General features: G+C 58.7%; 18 protein-coding genes. 13 read left to right on the top strand and 5 right to left on the bottom strand.

All coding sequences use genetic code 11. The annotated features are described in order from the left end of the window. Positions 1-13 precede the first annotated feature (13 nt). The 3 genes from ACYZT1_RS00385 to phoB form a co-directional block, all read right to left on the bottom strand. Positions 14-1,354, bottom strand: coding sequence for a hemolysin family protein (locus ACYZT1_RS00385; protein ID WP_462017154.1), 1,341 nt, complete (start codon positions 1,352-1,354; stop codon positions 14-16). Positions 1,355-1,477: 123 nt separating this feature from the next. Then, positions 1,478-2,764 (bottom strand): phosphate regulon sensor histidine kinase PhoR, encoded by a 1,287-nt coding sequence (phoR, locus tag ACYZT1_RS00380; protein WP_462019318.1) that lies wholly within the window; start codon positions 2,762-2,764, stop codon positions 1,478-1,480. 147 nt (positions 2,765-2,911) lie between these two features. Continuing rightward, positions 2,912-3,601 carry a phosphate regulon transcriptional regulator PhoB gene (phoB, locus tag ACYZT1_RS00375; RefSeq protein WP_007896474.1) on the bottom strand — a complete coding sequence of 230 codons (690 nt, stop codon included), beginning with the start codon at positions 3,599-3,601 and terminating at the stop codon, positions 2,912-2,914. Positions 3,602-3,754: 153 nt separating this feature from the next. Between phoB and ACYZT1_RS00370 the strand changes: the two genes are divergently transcribed. Next, a complete protein-coding gene (locus ACYZT1_RS00370) occupies positions 3,755-4,147 on the top strand; it encodes a COG4315 family predicted lipoprotein (RefSeq protein ID WP_462017153.1) in 393 nt (130 codons plus the stop codon). Between the two features lie 152 nt (positions 4,148-4,299). Here the strand turns inward: ACYZT1_RS00370 and ubiA are convergent, their stop codons facing one another. Together ubiA and ACYZT1_RS00360 are read right to left on the bottom strand one after the other, a co-directional pair. After that, positions 4,300-5,190 carry a 4-hydroxybenzoate octaprenyltransferase gene (gene ubiA, locus ACYZT1_RS00365; RefSeq protein WP_462017152.1) on the bottom strand — a complete coding sequence of 297 codons (891 nt, stop codon included), beginning with the start codon at positions 5,188-5,190 and terminating at the stop codon, positions 4,300-4,302. After that, positions 5,190-5,741: a chorismate--pyruvate lyase family protein gene (locus ACYZT1_RS00360; protein ID WP_462017151.1), complete on the bottom strand. Its 552-nt coding sequence runs from the start codon at positions 5,739-5,741 to the stop codon at positions 5,190-5,192. Before ACYZT1_RS00360 ends, ubiA begins: the two co-directional genes overlap by 1 nt. 200 nt (positions 5,742-5,941) lie before the next feature. On the opposite strand from ACYZT1_RS00360, the gene ACYZT1_RS00355 reads away from it, so the two are divergent. The 12 genes from ACYZT1_RS00355 (at position 5,942) to tssG (ending at position 17,183) form a co-directional block, all read left to right on the top strand. Beyond that, entirely contained in the window at positions 5,942-6,109 is a 168-nt protein-coding gene (locus tag ACYZT1_RS00355) for a rubredoxin (RefSeq protein ID WP_007954349.1), read from the top strand. Between the two features lie 19 nt (positions 6,110-6,128). Next, complete coding sequence (locus tag ACYZT1_RS00350; RefSeq protein ID WP_462017150.1) at positions 6,129-7,277, top strand: NAD(P)/FAD-dependent oxidoreductase; 1,149 nt, start codon at positions 6,129-6,131, stop codon at positions 7,275-7,277. A gap of 192 nt (positions 7,278-7,469) precedes the next feature. Continuing rightward, positions 7,470-7,745 (top strand): HU family DNA-binding protein, encoded by a 276-nt coding sequence (locus ACYZT1_RS00345; protein ID WP_003213368.1) that lies wholly within the window; start codon positions 7,470-7,472, stop codon positions 7,743-7,745. A gap of 634 nt (positions 7,746-8,379) precedes the next feature. After that, positions 8,380-9,936, top strand: coding sequence for a type VI secretion system protein TssA (gene tssA, locus ACYZT1_RS00340; RefSeq protein ID WP_462017149.1), 1,557 nt, complete (start codon positions 8,380-8,382; stop codon positions 9,934-9,936). 32 nt (positions 9,937-9,968) lie between these two features. Next, complete coding sequence (gene tssB, locus ACYZT1_RS00335; RefSeq protein ID WP_462017148.1) at positions 9,969-10,472, top strand: type VI secretion system contractile sheath small subunit; 504 nt, start codon at positions 9,969-9,971, stop codon at positions 10,470-10,472. 28 nt (positions 10,473-10,500) lie between these two features. Continuing rightward, on the top strand, positions 10,501-11,976 hold the full coding sequence (tssC, locus tag ACYZT1_RS00330) for a type VI secretion system contractile sheath large subunit (protein ID WP_462017147.1): 1,476 nt from the start codon (positions 10,501-10,503) through the stop codon (positions 11,974-11,976). Between the two features lie 13 nt (positions 11,977-11,989). Then, positions 11,990-12,397, top strand: coding sequence for a type VI secretion system baseplate subunit TssE (tssE, locus tag ACYZT1_RS00325; protein ID WP_462017146.1), 408 nt, complete (start codon positions 11,990-11,992; stop codon positions 12,395-12,397). Between the two features lie 10 nt (positions 12,398-12,407). Next, positions 12,408-12,932 carry a PAAR domain-containing protein gene (locus ACYZT1_RS00320; RefSeq protein ID WP_462017145.1) on the top strand — a complete coding sequence of 175 codons (525 nt, stop codon included), beginning with the start codon at positions 12,408-12,410 and terminating at the stop codon, positions 12,930-12,932. 45 nt (positions 12,933-12,977) lie between these two features. Beyond that, positions 12,978-13,916, top strand: a complete 939-nt coding sequence (locus ACYZT1_RS00315; RefSeq protein WP_462017144.1) for a DUF6402 family protein — start codon at positions 12,978-12,980, stop codon at positions 13,914-13,916. Further along, positions 13,916-14,329 carry a hypothetical protein gene (locus ACYZT1_RS00310; protein ID WP_462017143.1) on the top strand — a complete coding sequence of 138 codons (414 nt, stop codon included), beginning with the start codon at positions 13,916-13,918 and terminating at the stop codon, positions 14,327-14,329. Before ACYZT1_RS00315 ends, ACYZT1_RS00310 begins: the two co-directional genes overlap by 1 nt. Positions 14,330-14,424: 95 nt before the next feature. Then, entirely contained in the window at positions 14,425-16,212 is a 1,788-nt protein-coding gene (gene tssF, locus ACYZT1_RS00305; RefSeq protein ID WP_462017142.1) for a type VI secretion system baseplate subunit TssF, read from the top strand. Beyond that, entirely contained in the window at positions 16,176-17,183 is a 1,008-nt protein-coding gene (gene tssG, locus ACYZT1_RS00300; RefSeq protein WP_462017141.1) for a type VI secretion system baseplate subunit TssG, read from the top strand. Before tssF ends, tssG begins: the two co-directional genes overlap by 37 nt. The last annotated feature ends 5 nt before the right edge of the window (positions 17,184-17,188 follow it).

Below are 17,188 nucleotides of genomic sequence, written 5' to 3'. Positions count from 1 at the left end.
CCCTCAGCCGTGATCAACCCAGCATCAACACCTTGGCCAACACGATCTTCGGCCCTTTCATTTTCTTGATGATGATCCGCAGGCCTTCGACTTCCAGCACTTCTTCCTCTTCCGGCACACGCTTGAGGCTGTCGTAAACCAGCCCGGCAAGGGTCTCGGCTTCGACGTGATCGAGGTCGATGCCCAGCAAACGCTCAACCTTGAACAACGGCGTATCACCGCGAACCAGTAACTTGCCCGGCTGATAAGCGAGGATCCCGCGCTCCGCCTTGCGGTGTTCGTCCTGGATGTCGCCGACCAACACTTCCAGCACGTCTTCCATGGTCAGGTAGCCGATGATATTACCGTCGGCCTCCTCAACCAGCGCGAAGTGCGAACCGCCCTTGCGGAACTGCTCGAGCAATTGCGATAACGGCATGTGGCGCGACACCCGCTCCAGCGGCCGGGTTAGCTCGGCGAGGTTGAACGACTCGGGAATGTGGTCCAGCGCGGCCAGTTCCAGCAGCAGATCCTTGATGTGCAACAGCCCGACGAACTCCTGAGTGTCACTGTCATAAACCGGGTAGCGGCTGAACTTGTGGCGACGGAACATCGCCAGGATTTCCTTGAGCGGCGCGTTGAATTCCAGCATCACCAGGTCTTCGCGGGAATTGGCCCAGTCGACCACTTCCAGCTCGCCCATCTCTACCGCCGACGCCAGCACACGCATGCCTTGGTCGCTGGGGTCCTGGCCACGGCTGGAGTGCAGGATCAGTTTCAGTTCTTCACGGCTGTAATGGTGTTCGTGGTGCGGGCCGGGTTCACCTTGGCCGGCGATCCGCAGAATCGCGTTGGCGCTGGCGTTGAGCAGGTAAATGGCCGGGTACATTGCCCAGTAGAACAAGTACAGCGGCACGGCGGTCCAGAGTGACAGCAGCTCGGGTTTGCGGATGGCCCAGGACTTTGGCGCGAGTTCACCGACCACAATGTGCAGGTACGAAATGATGAAAAACGCGGTGAAGAACGACACGCCCTTGACCACCTCGGGGGACTCCACGCCCGCCGCGCTCAGGACCGGCTCGAGGATGTGCGCGAACGCCGGTTCACCGACCCAGCCCAGGCCCAGCGAGGCAAGGGTGATACCCAACTGACACGCCGACAGATAGGCATCGAGTTGACTGTGCACGGTGCGCAGGATGTGCCCGCGCCAGCCGTTTTTCTCAGCGATGGCTTCGACCCGGGTCGAGCGCAATTTGACCATGGCGAATTCCGCCGCAACGAAAAAGCCGTTGAGCAAAACCAGGATCAAAGCAAAAAGAATCATGCCGAAATCGGCGAAGAGTGTCGCGAGGGTCAAGCCAGGGGAAGGGTCCATGATGGAGTTTTGCGGGTTCCGTGTATTCGAATAGGGGATTGATGCGGTGCCTGAAAGGCAGGCACAAGTCAGCCAATGTAGCGGCTGACTCGGCGATTGCCTAGTGGAGTGTGCTGACCGGTATCAATCCAATGTGCTGATCACCAGGGATTTGCTTACCTGGGCGGGTGCAAAATGGCAGGTGAACGTACTGCCGTGGCCAGGCACGCTGCTGATTTCCATGCGTGCGCGGTGACGTAGCAACACATGTTTTACGATCGCCAGACCGAGGCCTGTGCCGCCGGTATTGGAGTTGCGGCTGGAATCGACGCGGTAGAAACGCTCGGTCAGGCGCGGCAGGTGTTTGCTGTCGATACCAATGCCGGAGTCCTGCACGCTCAAGTGCGCACCTTGCTCGTCGCCCCACCAGCGAATGCGGATATTGCCTTCGGCTGGGGTGTATTTCACCGCGTTGAACACCAGGTTGGAGAATGCGCTGCGCAATTCGGCTTCGCTGCCTTTGAGCAGAATCGTCGGATCGGCTTCCAGCGTGATGTGCTGGTTTTTCTGGCCGGACAGCTGCTGTGCGTCGCCTTTGATCGATTGCAGCAAGCCATCGATGGCCACCGGCTGGTTGTCCGACGGGTAATCGGTGGCTTCCAGCTTGGCCAGCAGCAGCAGGTCGTTGAGCAATGTCTGCATGCGCCCGCCTTGTTGCTGCATCTGTTGCAGGGCACGGGTCCAGCGCGGGTTCACTTCCTCGACGTTGTCGAGCAGGGTTTCCAGATAGCCGCAGATCACCGTCAGCGGCGTGCGCAGTTCGTGGGAAACATTGGCGATAAAATCCTTGCGCATCTGTTCCAGCTGATGGATGCGCGTCACGTCACGCACCAGCATCAGATGTTCGTTGTTGCCGTAACGGGTGATGTACAGCTGAATGCGCACGCGGTCATTGGTCGGCGAGGGAATTTCCAGCGGTTCGGCGTAGTTGTCCTGCTCGAAATATTCCTTGAAGCGCGGATGGCGTACCAGATTGGTGACCGGCTGGCCGCTGTCCTGGGGAGTCTTCAGGCCCAGCAGGGTCTCCGCTGCGCGGTTCCACCATTCCAGGTTGCCGTCGCTGTCGAGCATGATCACCGCGTCTTTGAGCGCGGCCGTGGATTCCTGGACCCGATCGATTACCGCTTGCAGACGCCCGCGCACGCGTTGGTCGCGACGCTGCAGGTGATAGATGCTGTCGAACACCTCGCCCCACAGGCCGTAGCCATCGGGCGGTGCTTCATCGGGTTGGTGCAGGCGCAGCCATTCGTGCAGCCGCAGCAATTGCTTGAGGGTCCAGGCCAGATAAAGGCCCAGCCCAGCAGCGAGGCTCCAACCGTAATAGCCGGTCAACAGGCCGATCACCAGGCAGACGGTGACCAGCAACAGCATGTGGCGAATCAGGATGCCATGCCAGTTTTGGTTCACGTGTACGCGCGTCCTTGAAGAAAAACAGCTTCCAGCTTCAAGCCTCAAGCGGCAAGTTTGAAGCGGTCTGGCTTTAGCTTGCCGCTTGAAGCTTGCAACTTGTAGCTGCCGTCATGCTTTGGTGGAAAACCGATAGCCGGTGCCGCGCACGGTTTGTACCAGATTTTCGTAAGCATCGCCGAGGGCTTTGCGCAGACGACGAATGTGCACGTCGACGGTGCGCTCTTCGACATAGACATTGCCGCCCCAGACCTGATCCAGCAACTGTCCACGGGTGTAGGCGCGTTCCTGGTGCGTCATGAAGAATTGCAGCAGGCGATATTCGGTCGGGCCCATCTCGGCCGGTTTGCCGTCGATGGTCACGCGGTGGCTGATTGGGTCCAGTAGCAGGCCGCCGACTTCAATCGGCGCTTCGCCGTCGGTAGGTCCGGCACGGCGCAGCACGGCTTTGAGGCGCGCGACCAGCTCGCGGGGGGAAAACGGTTTGGTGATGTAATCGTCCGCGCCAACTTCCAGGCCCTGGATTTTGTTGTCCTCTTCGCCCTTGGCGGTCAGCATGATGATCGGGATATCCCCGGTCAGCTCATCGCGCTTGAGGCGGCGCGCCAGTTCGATGCCGGACGTGCCCGGCAGCATCCAGTCGAGCAGGATCAGGTCTGGTTTGCGGTCGACGATGATCGCGTGAGCCTGTTGCGAATTCTCGGCTTCCAGGCAGTCATAGCCAGCCATTTCCAACGCCACCGCGATCATTTCGCGAATGGGCGCTTCGTCGTCGACGATCAGAATGCTCCTGCCAACCATGCCGTTAATCCTCTTGTCATTTAACTGTCTTGCGCCGCATTAGATAACGGAATTATTGCAGTCGTGTGACAGTATTTTAGTCGTCCGGCGATTGCAGGGATCCTGAACTAAGCTTTAAGTCCGAATCCTGACAACCACAAAAGGAAGGTTTCCATGAAGCACATCGCTCAATCCTGCAAGGCTGTAGTGCTGGCGGCCGCGCTATCGCTGCCGACTATGGCCTTCGCCGCAGACCCGGGCATGGTTCAAGATGGCATGTTGGTGGACCACAAGGGCATGGCGCTGTACACCTTCGACAACGACACGGGCGGCAAGTCGGCGTGCACCGGCAAGTGTGCAGAAAACTGGCCACCGCTGAAGGCGAGCGAATCAGACAAGCCTGAAGGCAAGTGGACCACCATCAAGCGTGACGACGGCACGATGCAGTGGGCCTTCGACGGCAAACCGCTGTACTACTTCGTTCAGGACAAGAAGCCGGGCGACAAGACTGGCGACAAGAAAATGGACAAGTGGCACATCATCACCAACACCGGACCGAAAATGTAACCTGTAGCAGGCGGCGAGGCCTCGGGCCGCGTTCGGACGTTCGGCAGCGCGGCAGTCGTGAATTCTGTGCATGCGGTCTACCTGAGACAGCGCCGAGGCAGAGTTTACGACTGCTGCGCAGCCTGCGGCAGCTGCTACATGGAGCGGCTTGTTCAACGCAGTCCGTAATCCAGCACAATCCCCGCAAAAATCGCCAACCCGGCCCAGTGATTGTGCAAAAACGCTTTGAAGCAACGCATCCGGTCCTTGCCACGGGTGTACCAGAACTCCCAGGCAAAACAGCCCGCCGCCGCCAGCAAGCCCAAGTGGAACCAGCCGCCCAGTTCGAACTTCGCCCCGGCCAGCAGCAGGCAACCCAGCGCCAGCCCTTGCAAGGTCAGAATGATCACCCGGTCCGATTCGCCGAACAGAATCGCCGTGGATTTCACGCCGATCTTCAAGTCGTCATCGCGATCGGTCATCGCGTAATAAGTGTCGTAACCGACCGTCCACAGCAGATTGGCGATATACAACAGCCATGCCGCTGCCGGCAGCTCGCCCGTTTCCGCCGTAAACGCCATCGGCATGCCCCATGAAAACGCCGCGCCCAGCACCACTTGCGGGTAATAGGTGTAGCGCTTCATGAACGGATAACTGAAGGCCAGCGCCAAACCGCCCAGTGAGAGCCAGATGGTCGTGGTGTTTGTGCACAGCACCAGCAGGAAACTTACGCCCATCAGCAGCGCGAAAAACACCAAGGCTTCTTTGGAACTGATCCGACCGCTCACCAATGGTCGCTGCTCAGTGCGTTTCACATGGCCATCGACCTTGCGGTCCGCCCAGTCGTTGATCACACAACCGCCGGCACGGGTCAGCACGACGCCGAGCACGAAAATCACGATATTGGCCATCGACGGTGAACCCTCACCGGCAATCCACAACGCCCACAATGTCGGCCACAGCAGCAGGTAAATGCCAATCGGCTTGTCCATGCGCGTCAGCTGAATGAAGTCCCAGGCGCGCGGATTCAGCCGATTCAGAGACTTGAGCAGGCTTTGGTACATCAGCAGTTCTCCGGATGCGCGCGGGCGGCCAGCCACAGGGACGGCAGGAAAATCTCGGCCACCAGTACGCTCAAGGCGCCCCGGTCGAAGCGCGAGCGTCGGCCCCACAATTGAGCAACCCGGCATTCGCTCGGCAGCCATTGCTCAGGGTAGTGACAGACCTCGATGGCCCGACGCTCAAATGCCCGGTCACAAAACAGCAACTCGCCCAGCGAGCGACTGCCCAGTTCATTCATGTGCAAACCGTCGCCCTGCAATGCGCTGCGCGATGCCACGCTGCGAGCGAATACCCACGGCTCACCGTGGCCGCGCAAATACACCTCGCGCACCCAGCCTTCGCTGCCTGCTGTCAGGCTCAACGCCGCGCATTCGTCGTCACGCAGGGCTTGCCAGCCTTCAAACAGCGGCGTCACGCTGAACGCGTCATTGGACAAGCGGGTCAGTCGGCGGGTCAGCGAGCCTTCGTCGAACAGCCAGTCCAGCGTCGGGGCATCGGGGAGGGGTGTCAGTTGGCTTTGAGGCAGCCAGAGTGGGGCGTTTGAGTGTTGCACAATGAGTCATTATTGGCAGCAAATGAGGTGGCGAGCTTACCATGTCGGTCGGCGATTTTGATGGATCCGACGGGCCATTGCGTTGAACAGGCTTGCATCTGCCGGGTCCGATCAGTACAAAACGCCCTGAGCCGGACGGCAACGCTGCAACCATCGACCGTTCGCGCCGGTAAAAGCCTGAATCCTGAGGATGTACCTGAATGAAAAAGTGGCAATGTGTAGTCTGCGGCCTCATCTATAACGAAGCCGACGGCTGGCCGGATGACGGCATTGCGCCGGGCACCCTGTGGCAAGACGTACCGGAAGACTGGCTGTGCCCTGACTGCGGCGTCGGCAAGATGGATTTCGAAATGATCGAAATCAACTGAGTCATTAAAGGAGTAAGGCATGAACGCACCTGTCGTGATCATCGGCACCGGCCTGGCGGGTTACAACCTGGCCCGGGAGTTTCGCAAACTCGATGGCGAAACCCCGCTGCTGTTGATGACCGCTGATGACGGGCGTTCTTACTCCAAGCCAATGCTCTCCACCGGATTTGGCAAAAACAAGGATGCCGACGGCTTGAGCATGGCCGAACCTGGCGCCATGGCCGAGCAGCTGAAAGCCGAGGTGCGCACCCACACCCGCATCAGCGGCATCGACCCTGGCCACAAGCGCCTGTGGATCGGCGAAGAGTCGGTAATTTATCGCGACCTGATCCTGGCGTGGGGTGCCGAAACTGTACGCGTGCCAATCGAAGGCGATGCGGCCGACGCGGTGTTCCCGATCAACGACCTCGAAGATTACGCGCGTTTTCGCGCGGCAGCGGCGGGCAAACGCCGGGTACTGGTGCTGGGCGCAGGGCTGATTGGTTGTGAATTTGCCAACGACCTCATCCTCGGTGGTTACGAAGTGCAACTGGTTGCACCGTGCGAGCAGGTGATGCCGACCTTGCTGCACCCGGCGGCGGCCGCTGCGGTTCAGGCGGGGCTGGAAAGCCTGGGTGCGCGGTTCCATCTCGGTCCGGTGCTCAATCGATTGCAGCATGTCGCCGATGGCCTGGACGCGCATTTATCGGACGGGCAAGTGATCCCTTGCGACGTTGTGGTCAGCGCCATCGGCCTGCGCCCCCGCGTCGATCTGGCGGCCGCTGCCGGTCTCCAGATCAATCGTGGCGTGATGGTCGACCGTCAGTTGAAAACCTCTCACGCCAATATCTATGCCTTGGGCGATTGCGCCGAGGTCGATGGGTTGAATCTTTTGTACGTCTTGCCCCTGATGAGCTGTGCGCGAGCACTGGCACAAACCCTCGCCGGCAATCCGACTTCGGTCAGCTATGGCCCGATGCCGATCACGGTGAAAACACCGGTTTGCCCGCTGGTGGTTTCCCCGCCGCCACGGGGCCTGGAAGGTGTCTGGACCGTCGAAGGGCAGGGCGCCGACCTCAAGGTTTTATGTCGCGATGCCGCTGGTCAACTGCTGGGTTATGCCCTGACCGGCACGGCCGTGATGGAAAAACTGGCCCTGAACAAACAGCTTCCAGCCTTGCTGGCGTAAATACAGGTCGTTCTGTCGGAATCACCCCTGTTTTGCCTGCACAAAGGTCGCGCCGAGACTGGCGCGGCACCCCGCTGCATGCCATTCTCACTCCCGTCTGCCGCAGAGTAGAGCACCTGCGGCGCTTTGGTCGCTGTCCCAACGAGGACAGCACGGACATAACAACAAAAAACCGTCAAAGGGGCTTCACTTATGCGTAAACCAGAACTCGCCGCAGCCATTGCTGAAAAAGCCGATCTCACCAAAGAACAGGCCAACCGCGTCCTCAACGCCGTCCTCGAAGAAATCACCGGCGCCCTGCACCGCAAGGACAGCGTGACGCTGGTCGGCTTCGGCACCTTCCTGCAACGTCATCGCGGCGCCCGCACCGGCAAAAACCCGCAAACCGGTGAGCCTGTGAAAATCAAGGCCAGCAACACCGTTGCGTTCAAGCCGGGCAAGTCATTGAAGGACAGTGTTAATCCTTAAATGTATGAACTCCCTTTATTGTGGAGTGATGATTGTTTGAGAAATGGGCATGCCAATGACGTTGGCTGTCCATTTTTTATGCCTGCGTTATTAACCTGGTTCCTTGTTGGACTGATTTATACAGAGTGGAAATAATTTTCTGTTTTGCTTGATTCCCAGGTAGTGGGCCGGTTGGTGAACAAAGCGCTATGACGATGGTGGCACTTTCCTCTCTTCTTACTATCTTGCCCACATAGGCAGAAGGCGTCGGCTTCTTTCGGAAGCATCCTACATTTAATCTTTCCTGGTTTTGCCATGCTTCCAGCGCCTCGGGTAGTTCAACCGCAGGCGGATACCCGCGTTCCGCTGGCGGCTCCAGCAAGCATCTTTTCAGCCAGTGGAGCAGCGAGTTAAATATTAAACAGGTATCAGGGATTCCCTGAAGCTATCTAGGGAAATCCCCTACGAGATAAAACGAAACTTCATCTTGTTGTTTAACTAGATGCTTGCTAGTGGCCATCATCGTGAGTACGATGCGCGCACTTGTAAGAGCACGATCTCAATTGGATGAGACTTTTCGCAGCTCTTGATACGGTTTCAACGCCCTGTGTAATTCCAATCGGCGTACGACTGTAATTCAAACCAAAGGCCAAGGATGTCCTACTCAAGCAAACTTTCTGCACATTATCTTGAACTCGCTAAAGCCTCTGTTTCCAGAGAGAATTTTGCGGGCGAGGATGTTCGCTTTTCGAGCGAATATGAGGCATTGGAAGGCGAGCTGAGCAAAGCCTCGTCGATGCACGAGAGCGGTCAGATCGACTGGCTGAAAATCCGTGAAAACAGTGAAAATCTGCTGCGCACCCAGTCCAAGGATTTGCGTGTTGGCGCCTGGCTGACCTGGGCCTTGTACCAGCGTGAATCCTTCCAGGGTCTGCTCGCCGGTCTCGGTTTGCTGCACTACTTGTGCGAGAACCATTGGCCCGAGCTGCACCCGGCCAAGGCCAGAACCCGCGCCGCCTCTGTCAGCTGGCTGGTGCCGCGGCTTGAGCAAGTGCTCACCGAAAAAATCGCGATCAAGGAGCAGCTGCCGCTGTTCCGCCGTCTGGTAGAGCATCTGGAAGGCCTCGACGCGGCATGCACCGAGCATTTGGGCGACGATGCGCCTTTGCTGCTGCCGCTTTCCCGTCGTCTGAAGAGCATGGTGCAGCGCGCTGCCGACAACCAGCCGGAGCCCGGTGTAGTCAGCACCGCCGTGGCTCAGGTCAAGCAAGCCGCCACGCAACTGTTCACCCCCGGCGCTGCGATCGACAACGAAAAAGACGCCCACAAAGCCCTGCGCGCCCAGCAGGAAAACGCGCGTCCGTTGTGCGCCTGGTGGCTCAAACATAAAGCCACCGACCTGCGAGCCTTGCGCCTCAACCGCACGCTGCTGTGGCTGCCCATCGACGCGATGCCCGAGCGCAACGCGGAGCAGATCACCCTGCTGCGTGGCCTGCCGGTCGACAAGCTCAAGGCCTATCAGGAGCGTTACGATCAGGCCAAATATGCAGACCTGCTGGTGGAACTGGAGGCGAGTCTGGCGAAGGCGCCGTTCTGGTTCGATGGTCAGCGAATGGTCTGGGAATGCCTGCAGGGGCTCAACGCCGAGATGGCGATGCGCGAAGTGGAAATCCACTTCGCGCTTTTGATTCAGCGGCTGCCCGGCATCATCGAGTTGCGATTCCACGACGGTGTCCCGTTCGCCGATCCGGCCACTCGCGCCTGGATCAGTGGCAGTGTCATGCCGCACCTGCAGGCAGCCAGCGCGCCGCGCAAAGTCGAAGTGGCCGATACACAGCCGGCCTGGGAGCTGGCGCTCGAAGAAGTCTTGCCGATCCTGCGCAAGGACGGCCTGAAGGCCGCCGTGCAGATTCTCAAGCAAGGCCTGCAAAGTGCCCAGGGCGGACGCGCCCGCTTCTTCTGGCAGTTCGCCCTCGCACGGCTGTGCTTCATGGCCAAAAAATACGAACTGGCCAGGACCCAACTCGAAACCCTCGACCACACATTACAGGACTCAGGCCTGAACGCCTGGGAGCCCGATCTTGCGCTGCAAGTGCTGCATTTACTGCATAGCTGCTGCGAGTTGTTGCCGCAGAACCATGCCGTCCGTGAACGCAAGGAAGAGATATATCGCAGGCTGTGCCACCTCGACCTCGAAGTGGTGCTCGAATAGGCCCCAGGGCCACAATCGCAAGGAGAAAAGCCATGGCCAAAGAAGGCTCGGTAGCCCCCAAGGAACGCATCAACGTCACGTTCAAACCTGCCACCGGTGGTGCCCAGGAAGAGATCGAACTGCCGTTGAAACTACTGGCAATCGGTGACTACACCCACCGCAAGGACGAACGCAAAGTCGAAGATCGCAAGCCGATCAGCATCGACAAGACCACCTTCGACGAAGTGCTGGCCAAGCAAGAGCTGACCCTGAACTTGAACGTGCCGAATCGTCTGCAGGAAGAGGGCAGCACTGAAGAGCTGGGCGTTCGGTTGCGCGTCAACTCGATGAAAGACTTCAATCCGGCCTCGCTGGTCGATCAAGTGCCCGAGCTGAAAAAGCTGATGGAACTGCGCGATGCACTGGTGGCCCTCAAAGGCCCGCTGGGTAATGCGCCGGCGTTCCGCAAAGCCATCGAAGGCGTGCTCGCCGACGACGAATCCCGCGGTCGCGTACTGGGCGAACTGGGCCTGAACGCCGCAGCCCAGGACGCCTGAGTCCCCATCAGCCAAGGAAGCCAACGCTATGAGCAAGAGTGCAGCGCAGCAAAAGACTACCGAGAATGGCGAATACAGCCTTCTCGACAGCATCATCGCCGAGACCCGCCTGACGCCGGATGACGAAGCCTACGACATCGCCAAGCGCGGAGTGTCGGCCTTCATCGAAGAGCTGCTCAAGCCGCAGAACAGCGGTGAGCCGGTCAAAAAAGCCATGGTTGACCGCATGATCGCCGAGATCGATGCCAAGCTCAGCCGTCAGATGGATGAGATCCTGCATCACCCTGATTTCCAGTCCCTGGAATCGTCGTGGCGTGGCCTGCAGTTGCTGGTCGACCGCACCAATTTCCGCGAAAACATCAAGATCGAAATCCTCAACGTCTCCAAAGAAGACCTGCTGGACGATTTCGAAGATTCGCCGGAAGTGATGCAGTCTGGCCTGTATAAGCACATCTACACCGCTGAATACGGTCAGTTCGGTGGTCAGCCGGTCGGCGCAATCATCGCCAACTACTACATGTCCCCAAGCTCGCCGGACGTGAAACTGATGCAGTACGTGTCCAGCGTTGCCTGCATGTCTCACGCACCGTTCATTGCTGCGGCCGGTCCGAAGTTCTTTGGTCTGGAAAGCTTCACCGGTTTGCCGGACCTGAAGGATCTGAAAGACCATTTCGAAGGCCCGCAATTCGCCAAATGGCAGAGTTTCCGCGAGTCGGAAGACTCCCGTTACGTTGGTCTGACCGTGCCGCGCTTCCTGCTGCGCAACCCGTACGACCCGGAAGAAAACCCGGTCAAGTCGTTCGTGTACAAAGAGACCGTCGCCAACAGTCACGAGCACTACCTGTGGGGCAATACGGCCTACGCGTTCGGCACCAAACTGACCGACAGCTTCGCCAAATTCCGCTGGTGCCCGAACATCATTGGCCCACAAAGCGGTGGCGCGGTTGAAGACCTGCCGTTGCACCACTTCGAAAGCATGGGCGAAATCGAAACCAAGATTCCTACCGAAGTCCTGGTGAGCGACCGTCGTGAATACGAACTGGCCGAGGAAGGCTTCATCTCCCTGACCATGCGCAAAGGCTCCGACAACGCGGCGTTCTTCTCCGCGAGCTCGGTGCAGAAGCCGAAGTTCTTCGGCATCAGCGCAGAAGGCAAGGTTGCAGAGCTGAACTACAAGCTCGGCACCCAACTGCCGTACATGATGATCGTCAACCGCCTGGCTCACTACTTGAAAGTGCTGCAGCGCGAGCAACTCGGTTCGTGGAAAGAGCGTACCGACCTCGAGCTGGAACTCAACAAGTGGATCCGTCAGTACGTCGCCGATCAGGAAAACCCGAGCGCCGAAGTGCGTGGCCGTCGTCCGCTGCGCGCTGCCCAGATCATCGTCAGCGATGTCGAAGGCGAGCCTGGCTGGTACCGCGTCAGCTTGAATGTGCGCCCGCACTTCAAGTACATGGGTGCCGATTTCACCCTGTCGCTGGTTGGCAAGCTGGACAAAGAGTAAGCGGAGCTGACTCATGACTGGATACGGCAGCCTTTTCGAACGCCTGGGCGGCGACGCGCAAAAACGCGTCGGCTGGAGCCGCGAGGTTTCTGCCATGGCGTCCGTGGCTGCCCATCTGGCCAAGATGCTCAGCACCCGTGCGGGCAGCGTGCAAACGCTGTCCGATTACGGGCTACCCGATCTCAATGACATGCGCCTGAGCCTGCACGACTCCCTGAGTCAGGCCCGTCTGGCTATCGAAACATTCATCGAAGCCTACGAGCCACGCCTGAGCAATGTGCGTGTCATTTCCCTGCCGCGTGAACACGATCAGCTTCGTCTGTCCTTCAGCATCGAAGGCTTGCTGGAAGTTGATGGTTTCAAGCGTCAGGTCAGTTTCGCCGCGCGCCTGGATGGCAGCGGTCAGGTCAAGGTCAACTAAGGAGATTCGCATGTCCGGCAAACCCGCAGCACGCGTCACCGACCCTACAGCTTGCCCGCTCCCCGGCCACGGCACCAACCCGATCGCCGCCGGTTCCGGCGACGTATTCTTCGACGGCCTCGCGGCCGCCCGCGAAGGCGATGCCTCCGCGTGTGGTGGTGCGATGGTCGGCGGCCTGGCCTCGACGGTAAAAATCAACGGCAAGTCTGCTGTTACCGTCGATTCTGAAGGTACGCATGGCAACAAGGTTACGGCTGGGTCATCGACGGTGATTATTGGTAACTCGCATTCGCCGGCGCCGTTTGTAGCGCCGTTGCCGGTGGAGATCAAATGGCCATTTGATGAACACTTCGTGATCAATTGCCAGGATACCGGCAAGCCAATGGCTGGCGTGGCGTACACGTTGAAAACCGCCTCGGGAAAGATCATCAGCGGGGTTACCGGCGCTGATGGAAAGACCCGGAAAATTTCTTCCGCTCAGGCCGAGGCTGTGGAGTTGCTCATCGAGCAGCAAACCGAAGTGTTGATCGGCTGAGCATCGCTTTCTGGTGCAGCAAGCGTTTAAGGATAGGACGTTGATATGGCAGACACAGTAGTAGCCTCAAGCCTGACCCCCGCCAGCAATAAGGCCGGACAGCCTACTGCCGTGCGACTTTTCAAGGTCAGCGATATTCCCGGCGCGATGGACAAGATGAAATGGCCGGTTGCTGCGGCATTGATGCGTCACTGGTTCAACGGTGCTCCCTGGAACAACGCCAGCGGTGGAATGGAAACAGAAGAGAAAGAGCGCACACGGCCAGTGCCCGACCAGTACATCGAAGAAAGTATTGTCAAGATGAACTGGGTGCTGACGTTCAAAAAGCCTGAGGAGACGCGTCAAGTGCTCAAGGCTGCCTGGAATAACGCGAGGGCCATGCCCGAAATACGCACAAAAATACTGCGTGCATTTGGCAATTCCGGGCCTGGTTGTTATCCAGTGGCGTTCAACGGTAAAGGCCGTACTGCCGAGAAGTTCGGCTATTTCAATTCGCGTGCGGTCAACTTCGGTCAGTTCGGTGGTGGCGAGCTGGACGAGCTCCGCGGTGCGTTGGCCAACTTCAATATGCGCGTCATTGCCGAGGGGGTGGTGAACGTCTTTGACAAGAAGATTGTATTTGTCGCCGATCGCCTGGGTTACTACGTCGAAGATAACTACGACTTCAGCGACGGTGACGATTTTGTCAGCCAGCCCCTCGGCTATTGGAATTTTGACGGCGTCGCCGGGGTGGTCGAAGCCAGTGCGCAGAATATGGCAGTCGATCAGCAAATGGCTGCCATCGGGCGGTCATCTGTCTTTGGCATGAGCGACGCGGCACAGAAGCAGTTCTTCGAAGCGGCGAACAGACGATTTTTCCTTATTCAGAACAAGCATTTTGTGGCGTATAGAACGCAGTTTTCCAAGGGTGGGGACTTCAAGCTCTTCTCCGATATTTTCTACGAAACCATCGCGCCGGTTTCCATTGAGTTGGTAAAGAACTGATGAACGCTAAAAAAGCAGCCTTGTTCGTCGGTTTACTGGTCGTTGCAATCGGCCTGTTTGGCGTTGCTCTGAACAATCTTTTCAAGCGTCCGGCCAGTAGCTCGCTCGTCAGCGAGTCGGGTAATTATTTCATTGAAAACGTGCCCGTCAGAGGATGGCTGGTGCCGTTTGATGATTTGGCGTATCTGCGAATTACCGACAAGCAGGATTCCAACGCTGTTTTTCGATCGCCTTTGTACCCACGAAGCGCGGTGGACATGAGTACCCATGAGGACGATGTCATTGTGGGAATAGTCTGGATCGATTTTTACAAACGCGATCAGCACTTCGGCATCAGGGTGCCGGAATGGAAATCGCATTGGCTCAACAGCTTTATCAGTAATACCTCGTTCGAGATTGTCGGGGCTGATTGAGGGAGCGGCAGAACATTGGCAATGAGATGACTGAACAGACCGCTCTGATCGACAGGATTTGCTTTAGATGAGTTCCACTACCAGGCAGGTAACCCGTGTCCTTTAACCACTACTACCAAAGCGAACTCACCGCACTTCGCCAGTTAGGTCGTCGATTCGCCGAGCGTAGCCCGGCGCTGGCGCCTTTCCTCGGGCAGGCCGGGCGGGATCCGGACGTGGAGCGGTTGCTGGAAGGTTTTGCGTTCCTGACCGGTCGCCTGCGTCAGAAGCTCGATGACGAACTGCCCGAACTCAGCCATTCGCTGATGCACCTGCTGTGGCCCAACTACATGCGACCGCTCCCGGCGTTCAGCATTTTGCAGTTCGACCCACTGAAGCGGTCAGGCCCTGCGCTGATGGTCGAGCGCGATACGCCGGTCGAGAGCGTGCCGATCAATGACGTGCGTTGCCGTTTCCGTACTTGCTACCCGACCGAAGTGTTGCCGCTGGATCTGGCTGCACTGAATTATTCGGTGAAGGGCGACGGTTCGCTGCTGAGCCTGCGCCTGGAAATGACCGCCGACGGTCACCTCGGCGAACTGGAACTGAGTCGTCTGCGCCTGCACTTTGCCGGCGAGCGCTACATCAGTCAGATGCTGTACCTCAGCCTGTTGCGCAATCTCGGCGGCATTGAGCTGATTCCGCTCGACGGCGCCGGCAAACCCCTCAACGGCGTCAATGGCTCCCCGATGGCGTTCAAGATGCCCGGCGACCGTGTGCAGCCGGTGGGTTTCGCCGAAGAAGAAGCGTTGATCCCGTACCCGCTGAACACCTTTCGCGGCTATCGCTACCTACAGGAATATTTTGCCTTCCAGGACAAATTCCTCTTCGTCGATATCAACGGTCTGGATCTGCTCAAGGCGTTGCCCGAAGACACGCTCAAGCAAGTGCGCGGTCTCGAATTGCGCTTCGATATCCGCAAGAGCGGCATCCAGCGTCTGCGCCCGACGCTGGACAACGTGAAGCTCTACTGCACGCCCATCGTCAACCTGTTCAAGCACGATGCATTGCCGATTCGCCTCGACGGCAAGCAGGACGAATACCTGTTGCTGCCGGCCGAATACGACCTGGAAAACTGTGGCGTGTTTTCGGTTGAAACCGTGACGGGCTGGAAGCCCGGTGGCCTCGGTTACCAGGCCTACGTGCCGTTCGAATCCTTCGAGCACGATCCGAGTTTCGATGTGCCCAACAGCCGTCCGCATTACAGCATCCGCCAGCGGTCTTCTTCGCTGCACGACGGCCTCGACACGCACCTGAGCTTCGGCATTCGCCACACCGAGGCGCATGAAACGCTGTCCATCGAGCTGATGTGCACCAACCAGAATCTGCCGCGCAAGCTCAAGCTCGGCGACATTTGCGTCGCCTGCGAAGACACCCCGGAGTTCCTCGGCTTCCGCAACATCACACCGGCCACACCGAGTTATGCGCCGCCGCTGAACCGTGACTTCCTCTGGAAGCTGATCAGCAACATGTCGCTTAACTATTTGTCACTGGCCGACGTCAATGCGTTGAAGGTGATTCTCGAAACTTACGACCTGCCGCGCTACTACGACCAGCATGCGGAGAAAGTCAGTAAACGCCTGCTCGGCGGGCTCAAGTCGATCAAACATCAACACGTCGACCGGCTGCACCGAGGGTTGCCGGTGCGCGGCTTGCGCACCGAGCTGACCATCGACCCGGAAGGCTATATCGGCGAGGGCGATCTGTTCGTGTTCGCTTCGGTTCTTAACGAGTTTTTCGCGCTTTACGCCAGCCTCAATTCGTACCACGAGCTACGAGTAAAAAGCACACAGGGAGAGGTGTACCAATGGACACCACGTATGGGCCTGCAGCCCCTGCTTTAAGCGGGCTAACCCGGGTAATACGCGAGTACTCGCTGTTTCAGGCCGTGCTGCTGGTGGTTGACCGGCTGCGCGAGGCACACCCGCACCTGAGCGAAGACGATTTGTACGATCAGCTGGAATTCCAGGCCAACCCGAGCCTGGGGTTCCCCGGCAGCGACGTCGATCGTGTGGAGTTTTTCCACGAGCACGGGCAGATGCGCGCGCGCCTGCGTTTCAACCTGATTGGCCTGGTCGGATCCGGCTCGCCACTGCCCGCGTTCTACGGCGAGCAGGCCCTGGGGGACAGCGAAGACGGCAACCCTACGCGCAATTTTCTCGACCTGTTCCACCATCGCCTGCAACGGCTGATGCTGCCGATCTGGCGCAAGTACCGTTACCGGGCGAGCTTCCAGAGCGGCGCGCTCGATCCCTTCTCGGCGCAGCTGTTCGCCCTGATCGGCCTCGGTGGCGAGGAGATTCGCAAGGCCCAGGAGCTGAACTGGAAACGTCTGCTGCCGTACCTCGGCCTGCTCAGCTTGCGGGCGCACTCGGCGGCGCTGATCGAAGCGGTCCTGCGTTACTACTTCAAGCACGCCGAACTGACCATCGAGCAGTGCATCGAGCGCCGCGTGGAAATTCTCGACGAGCAGCGCAATCGTTTGGGCCGCGCCAACAGCCTGCTCGGCGAAGACCTGGTGCTGGGCGAACACGTGCGCGACCGCAGCGGCAAATTCCGCATTCACATCCGCGAACTCGACTGGCAGCGCTTTCACGAATTCCTGCCGATCGGCTTCGGTTACCAGCCGCTGTGCGCGCTGGTGCGGTTCACTCTGCGTGACCCGCTTGATTACGACATTCGCCTGGTATTGCGCCAGGAAGAAATCCGCGAACTGCGCATCGGTGAGCAGAACGCCTGTCGCCTGGGATGGACCAGTTGGCTGGGCCGCGAAAAAGCGGACGGCGTGGTGACCCTGGGCAGCAAAATTCATTAAGGAAA

It is taken from the genome of Pseudomonas sp. PB3P13 (assembly GCF_054897735.1).
Note: the sequence above shows the minus strand (reverse complement) of the source record. Positions and strands in the feature narration are given on the sequence as shown.